This is a genomic window from Psychrobacter sp. 1Y4 (assembly GCF_051847555.1).
Genome location: NZ_JBPYDE010000028.1, coordinates 1 through 5,700 on the forward strand (window position 1 = coordinate 1; position 5,700 = coordinate 5,700).

8 protein-coding genes are annotated in these 5,700 nt (G+C 40.5%); 4 read left to right on the top strand and 4 right to left on the bottom strand.

The window, feature by feature from the left end; all coding sequences use genetic code 11:
* Positions 1-87 precede the first annotated feature (87 nt).
* Positions 88-963: a hypothetical protein gene (locus tag ACS8FC_RS13735; protein ID WP_439297176.1), complete on the bottom strand. Its 876-nt coding sequence runs from the start codon at positions 961-963 to the stop codon at positions 88-90.
* 239 nt (positions 964-1,202) lie between these two features.
* Between ACS8FC_RS13735 and ACS8FC_RS13740 the strand changes: the two genes are divergently transcribed.
* From ACS8FC_RS13740 to ACS8FC_RS13750, 3 genes are all read left to right on the top strand, one after another.
* The gene (locus ACS8FC_RS13740) at positions 1,203-1,535 is read left to right on the top strand and encodes a plasmid mobilization protein (RefSeq protein ID WP_439297177.1); all 333 of its coding nucleotides are present in this window, start codon (positions 1,203-1,205) and stop codon (positions 1,533-1,535) included.
* Positions 1,536-2,236: 701 nt separating this feature from the next.
* A complete protein-coding gene (locus ACS8FC_RS13745; protein WP_439297178.1) occupies positions 2,237-2,788 on the top strand; it encodes an MbeB family mobilization protein in 552 nt (183 codons plus the stop codon).
* A 3-nt stretch (positions 2,789-2,791) separates the two neighbouring features.
* Positions 2,792-3,364 (top strand): hypothetical protein, encoded by a 573-nt coding sequence (locus tag ACS8FC_RS13750; protein ID WP_439297179.1) that lies wholly within the window; start codon positions 2,792-2,794, stop codon positions 3,362-3,364.
* A 232-nt stretch (positions 3,365-3,596) separates the two neighbouring features.
* Here the strand turns inward: ACS8FC_RS13750 and ACS8FC_RS13755 are convergent, their stop codons facing one another.
* The gene (locus ACS8FC_RS13755) at positions 3,597-3,965 is read right to left on the bottom strand and encodes a hypothetical protein (protein ID WP_439297180.1); all 369 of its coding nucleotides are present in this window, start codon (positions 3,963-3,965) and stop codon (positions 3,597-3,599) included.
* A gap of 390 nt (positions 3,966-4,355) precedes the next feature.
* Between ACS8FC_RS13755 and ACS8FC_RS13760 the strand changes: the two genes are divergently transcribed.
* A complete protein-coding gene (locus tag ACS8FC_RS13760) occupies positions 4,356-5,285 on the top strand; it encodes a replication initiation protein (RefSeq protein ID WP_439297181.1) in 930 nt (309 codons plus the stop codon).
* Here ACS8FC_RS13760 and ACS8FC_RS13765 read toward each other — a convergent pair.
* Together ACS8FC_RS13765 and ACS8FC_RS13770 are read right to left on the bottom strand one after the other, a co-directional pair.
* Entirely contained in the window at positions 5,275-5,529 is a 255-nt protein-coding gene (locus ACS8FC_RS13765; RefSeq protein ID WP_439297182.1) for a hypothetical protein, read from the bottom strand. The genes ACS8FC_RS13760 and ACS8FC_RS13765 overlap by 11 nt on opposite strands.
* Positions 5,507-5,700, bottom strand: a 194-nt coding sequence (locus tag ACS8FC_RS13770) for a hypothetical protein (protein ID WP_439297183.1), incomplete at its 5' end; no start/stop codon positions are given. The genes ACS8FC_RS13765 and ACS8FC_RS13770, both read right to left, overlap by 23 nt.

Sequence of the window (5,700 nt, forward strand, 5' to 3'; positions counted from 1 at the left end):
CCTTTTTTTAGTTTTGATGCATAGTGCTGGCTTTTCTATAGCATTGTAGTTAAGTCTTTTATAGTTCTTGCTTAGGCTATTCGCCGTCTAGTTACTTTCGATAATTATGTGCTGTGCATTAAACAGTACATCGTCGGTTTTGTATATTGCTATGCTTCTATCTTCAGTGATTTCGATGAACGTATATTTGTCGTTGAAGTATCGAATCTTATATTCCTGATCTTTGCCGTAATCTTCTTCAATTCTACTCTCAACGTACTCGTAGTTAGCAAGTCTTTCTGGTGTCGGTATCTTATACAGGTTTAGGTATATGTTCCCCAGATTCAATACTGTATAGATGAGCATTGTAGCTGGCGTTGCAATCATGAGTATCTCTCTGAATACCTTAAATGGTGTTATTTCTACGGGTTCTAGTACCCGCGATTGTTTATTGAAGAGCCACAAGTACTTTAGAGAAAATGCCAGCCCCGCTAACATCATAGAACTTATTGCGATCATGACTAATAGCGCATCTTTGAATGGTCCACTATGCATAAACAAGGCTGCTGTTGAAACTGAGTAGGAAAATATTAGTACTGGAATAGCATTTTCTGGAGTATATTCTTTATCTTTATTTTTGACTGCCTTTTCTAAGTCACCTATTAGTGGCATTGCCATCAAAGTTGTAAGGTAAAATCTATACATAATGTAAGAAGCTAGTACAGTGAGAGTTACTAAAGCTCCATCTGCAGCTAGTTGCGAGACAGAGAAAAACCTCAAATAAGTTAAATCTATTTTTGACAATTCAATAGTTTGTATCGCTGCCCCCATTCCCGATATTATTATTAAAATAAAAGGAATATTTTCTTTAGTTATATTTAACCCCTTTATCCAAGTATTTTTATCGGAAATACTATCTATAAAACTGACATTCTGAGTTTTTTCTAACTCGTTTCTCTTATCATTTTTACTGTTATCTTCCACTATTTGTTCCTTAAATACTGCGTAACTGTAATTTGTTTTATTTGTATACAAGGAAAGTATCATAAATATAATTATTCTTTTCTAAATTATTGTATTATTTAATAGCCAGCATATACCGTGGGTACAATATTCACTGCGTTACTATTGACCCAAGGCATACTGGTAAGGGGAAACCCCTTAACCCCAACCCCTCACAAAAAGCCGTGAGGGTAAAAAATAACTGCTAAAGCGAGGTTCAAATGGCAAGGACGAAATGGCTAAAAATACGAGTCTCTGATGATGAAGTCTTAGACATTAAAAAGCGTGCAGGCAGACACGATATGTCTAACTACATTCGTAGATTGATACTTGATCAACCGATAGCCGCGCCTGAATCCGAGCCCAAAAAAATAGTACACACTGCCGATCCTGAATTGGTGCGAGCCGTTAATCGTATTGGCATTAACATCAACCAAATCGCCAAGCAGATTAACACAGGGCAAGAAGTCGGTAACTTAGTACTAATTGCCTTACTCAACTTGCAAACCTCGCTAGATAAAGCACTAGCATCGAGTATGCCCGATGATCGTTAAATTCTTCACACATGGCACTGGTAGCAGTAAAGGCGTGTTTGATTACTTGCTCAAAGACAACCAGCAGCCAGAGGGCAAACGGCTCGATGCCGAAGTATTGAGGGGCGACGTAGACAACCAAGCCTTGCTCATTGATAGCCTAGACTTCAAGCAAAAATACACCAGTGGTTGCTTATCGTTTACCGAGACAGCCGACCAAGTTACTGCAGAACAGAAAAACGCTTTAATGGACGGCTTTGAGGAAACCATTCGAGCAGGGCTAGACGTTGATAGAGTAAGCGTGAGCTGGATTGAGCATCGAGATAAAGGACGGTTAGAGCTGAACTTTGTCTTTACCAATGTAGATTTAGAGCATGGCAGAGCGTTTCAGCCCTATGTCCACTACCAAGATAAGCGCCGCGTCAACGCATGGAAAGACATGCAAAATATTGAACATGGTTTTACCGACCCCAATGACCCCGCCAACAAGCGATTAATGGCGCAGCGTGACAATTTACCAAGAGACGTTAAAGACGCGAGACAAGCCATTACTGACGGTCTACAAGTATTAGTGGTTGAAGGCGTTATAACCAGTCGTGACGACGTTATTCAAGCCCTCACTGATGGTGGCTTTGAGATCGCACGAGAGACAGACAAAGCAATCAGTATCAAAAACCCAGATCCCAAAGCAAAACGAAATATCAGGCTAACAGGCGGATTATATGAGCGAGATTTTAAGTTTAGCCCAGAAGTTCAGAACACAGTCAGAGAAGCAAGCGAAGACTATCGAGCAGGAAGTAGAGAACGCTACGACGCAGCTAAACAGCTTTATGACAGCGAAATTACAAGAAAGCGAGACTATCATCAAGCAAGGCATGACAAACCTAGACACGAGCAACGAGCAGCTGCTCACGATGTTAGTAACGCATCAAACCGATATGTCTACAGCCCTCGAAACTTATATGAGCAGCGTCCAAGCCCATACCACCGAGCATTTAAACCAGTTCGCAGAAGACATAGAGAAGACGATAGAAGCCTATACACAGCACATAGCGTATCTGATAGAGCAGCGAGAAGACAGAATAGCGCAAGTTATCAAGTCAGAGATGAAAAAATGGGCGATAGTAGCCGGTTTGAGCGCACTCGCGATGCTGGTGTTGGGAATAATCATAGGGACAATGCTGTTCAACACGTTCTCAAAACCGACACAGCCTATGCCACAACCGAAGACGCTATCGCAGACGCAGCAGCCCATCAACTATGGACAGAAATAACTCATGGACAAGAGACTACTAGAGCAAGTGCAGCAAGCGATGCAAGCACAGCAGGATACGATCAAACGCCAAGAGCAAATGCTAGACGACCAAGAGAGATACATGGAGCAGATGCTCGACAAGAAAGATCAAGATATAGCGGAATTGACAGCCTCATTGAACAGATTGGCACGAACGAAGACGCAAGAATTAGAGCGCTTACCGACGTTGTTCAAGGAGTTGCAAGCTTCAATGACAGAACAAACGATGGTATTCAATGGATGGGTGGCATATCGGAAAGAGCACGTAACAACGCAAGCATTATTGATAAGCGAGTTATTGGCTTTAGGAAAAGTACAAATTCAACTCGTAGAGCAGTTAAAGACGTATCAGAGTACGATAACACCGCCCGACTATCTCAAGAGCGATACGACGCAGCTAGACAGCGATACCGTGAAGTTAGAAAGCGAATTGAAGGAATTAGTGAGCGCACAGATCAAAATAGAGCAATCACAAACGAAAATAACCGGATCGCAGACGGCAATACAAGCGGAATTGAAGGAATTAAACACGTTGCGGGACAAATTAGAGACGTAATCAAAGCCAAAGAGCAAGAGCTTGCTAGAGCGCCCACAAGGTCACGATCTGCAAGTATGGGTCGATAGCTAAGGCGGAAAAGAATACTGTAAACACTGAGATATAGGTGATGGTTCGATGTCTCTACATTGCACTGCACAAAGTTCATGACATCTTCTGTAACTACTTAAAAAAAACCTATCTTTGATAGGTTTTTTTTAAGTAGTTCTATATTTCTACAGTCCACTGAACCTTAATTCTTACTCTTACTCTTACTCTTACTCTTACTCTTACTCTTACTCTTACTCTTACTCATTCGGTCTTTTACTATTTCAAATAACGCCGTTCCTGCGACTACTACTATTCCCCCAACTAGCGTAAAAATTAATTCAATCACTTGATCTTCTGAGTTTGAGTGTTTATTCCCTTTATAATCATTTTTATGTTTTCTCTCAGCATACTCAGCTCTATTTTCAGCTTGCCTAGCTCTATGTTCAGCATTATTGACTCTTTGGTTTGCAGAAGTCATATCGCTATCGTAGTTTCTTGATATAACTTTCAATCCTTCTATTACATCACCTCTAGGTATTGAGGATCTTTTTTTATACTCAAAAACATTCATGTTAACCCCACAAATACGATAATATTAATTTACTCCAAACTAATGTTATCACTATTGTTAGTATTTAAAGCATATTTATATTTTCTCACCATGTTATCTAAAATCTACTTTCGGGACAATTCACTTTATCATTTTGTGATAAATTCCAAGGATAACAAACGAGTAGTATTTTTTTAGAGCGATGTACACCTTAAATGGCGTGGCTTTGCGAAGAAGTTGCTAATTGACGCGAAGGTAATGAAAGCGTAAACTCAAGTGCTAGAAACGACTAACCCCCAGTGCTACCAACACTAGGGGTTAGGTGAATTTTAATCTGTGTCAGCAGATATAAAACCCATCTTTCGATACGGATATTTTATATCAGCAGGCGCACCAACACAAGTGTGTGTCATGTTAATACTACCGGAAATATACGAAACCCTGCCCCATAAGCCCTATTGCACCGATGATTTAGGTAATCTGATCATTCGTCCTAGGCAAACTGCCGTCAAAATGCGGTACATTCAGCATAACCCACCTTGCATGACTCACTTCATATGCTTAGACATTGATCATGAGCATGGTGCAATGCGTTGGGCGGAAGAATACTTGCCACCGCCACGGTGGACAAGCCAAAACCCCTCAAACGGACACGCTCATATTGTCTATGAGCTAAAAACGCCTGTTTGCACCAGTGAGCATGGCAGTCGTAAAGCCTTAGATTATCTTGCTAAGATACAAGCAGGGCTTGTCAGAGAGACGAGGGCAGACGTCGGTTATACCAATTTCATCACTAAAAACCCGATGCACAAGCATTGGCGTACCGAGGTATGGACAAAAGAAGCCTACGAGCTAAATTATCTAGCGGAATTTGTTGATCTCAGACCTTTAACGACTAGAGAGAAAGAATATGGACTTGGTAGGAACTGCACCCTGTTCGATACCGTTCGTCATTGGGCGTATGCTGCGATTAGAGAGCATCGAGGGAAGACTTGGGAGCAATGGTATAACTCAGTGCTCAAACATGCTCAAAACGTTAATATGATGTTTTCACGGCCATTACCCTATTCAGAAATCAAAGCAACTGCTAAAAGCATCGCAAAATACTGCTGGAAGCATGACGCATACCACTATCACGAGTTTGTTTATCGTCAATCAGTTAAGGGAAGTAAAGGCGGTAAAATTAGCAACTCTTCGAAAGGTGGTGTAGCACGTTCGCTTAAATATCAAGACAAAAGAACTAAAGCTTTAGAACTTAAAGCTCTAAAGCTTGCTAATAAAGAAATAGCGATACAATTGGGCGTATCAGACAGGACTATAAGAAACTGGCTTAAGCTATGATTCCTTGAGATATTCTTGCAATATCTGCGTCCAAGTCCTTGATAGCTTGTTTAGGCAAAGCCTTTTTCTTCATTCTTTCGACATCTCCGTCTAAAACAGCATTAACCATGTTGATTGAGATATCTATATTCTGTTTATGGAATTCAGAGACAATAGCAGCTCTCTCTAGTCCACGCTCTGCAAACTCTTCGATTCTCTTGCAGTTACCTATAAATTTAGGTTCAAACATTGTGAATGACAGCATAACAAGTTCCTTTTTTATACGCTAAATGAGTAATAAATATGGGGCTCATTTTTTTTAAAAAAAGCGGAAAGTGCAAGCCTAAATCAGATAACAGCCTTTTTTTAGTTTTGATGCATAGTGCTGGCTTTTCTATAGCATTGTAGTTAAGTCTTTTATAGTTCTTGCTTAGGC

What these genes read in the sequence shown, in the direction of transcription:
- ACS8FC_RS13745 (WP_439297178.1), top strand. Translation starts at nt 2,237, where the DNA reads ATGAGCGAGATTTTAAGTTTAGCCCAGAAGTTCAGAACACAGTCAGAG.
- ACS8FC_RS13740 (WP_439297177.1), top strand. Translation starts at nt 1,203, where the DNA reads ATGGCAAGGACGAAATGGCTAAAAATACGAGTCTCTGATGATGAAGTC.
- ACS8FC_RS13760 (WP_439297181.1), top strand. Translation starts at nt 4,356, where the DNA reads ATGTTAATACTACCGGAAATATACGAAACCCTGCCCCATAAGCCCTAT.
- ACS8FC_RS13755 (WP_439297180.1), bottom strand. Translation starts at nt 3,965, where the DNA reads ATGAATGTTTTTGAGTATAAAAAAAGATCCTCAATACCTAGAGGTGAT.
- ACS8FC_RS13765 (WP_439297182.1), bottom strand. Translation starts at nt 5,529, where the DNA reads ATGCTGTCATTCACAATGTTTGAACCTAAATTTATAGGTAACTGCAAG.
- ACS8FC_RS13750 (WP_439297179.1), top strand. Translation starts at nt 2,792, where the DNA reads ATGGACAAGAGACTACTAGAGCAAGTGCAGCAAGCGATGCAAGCACAG.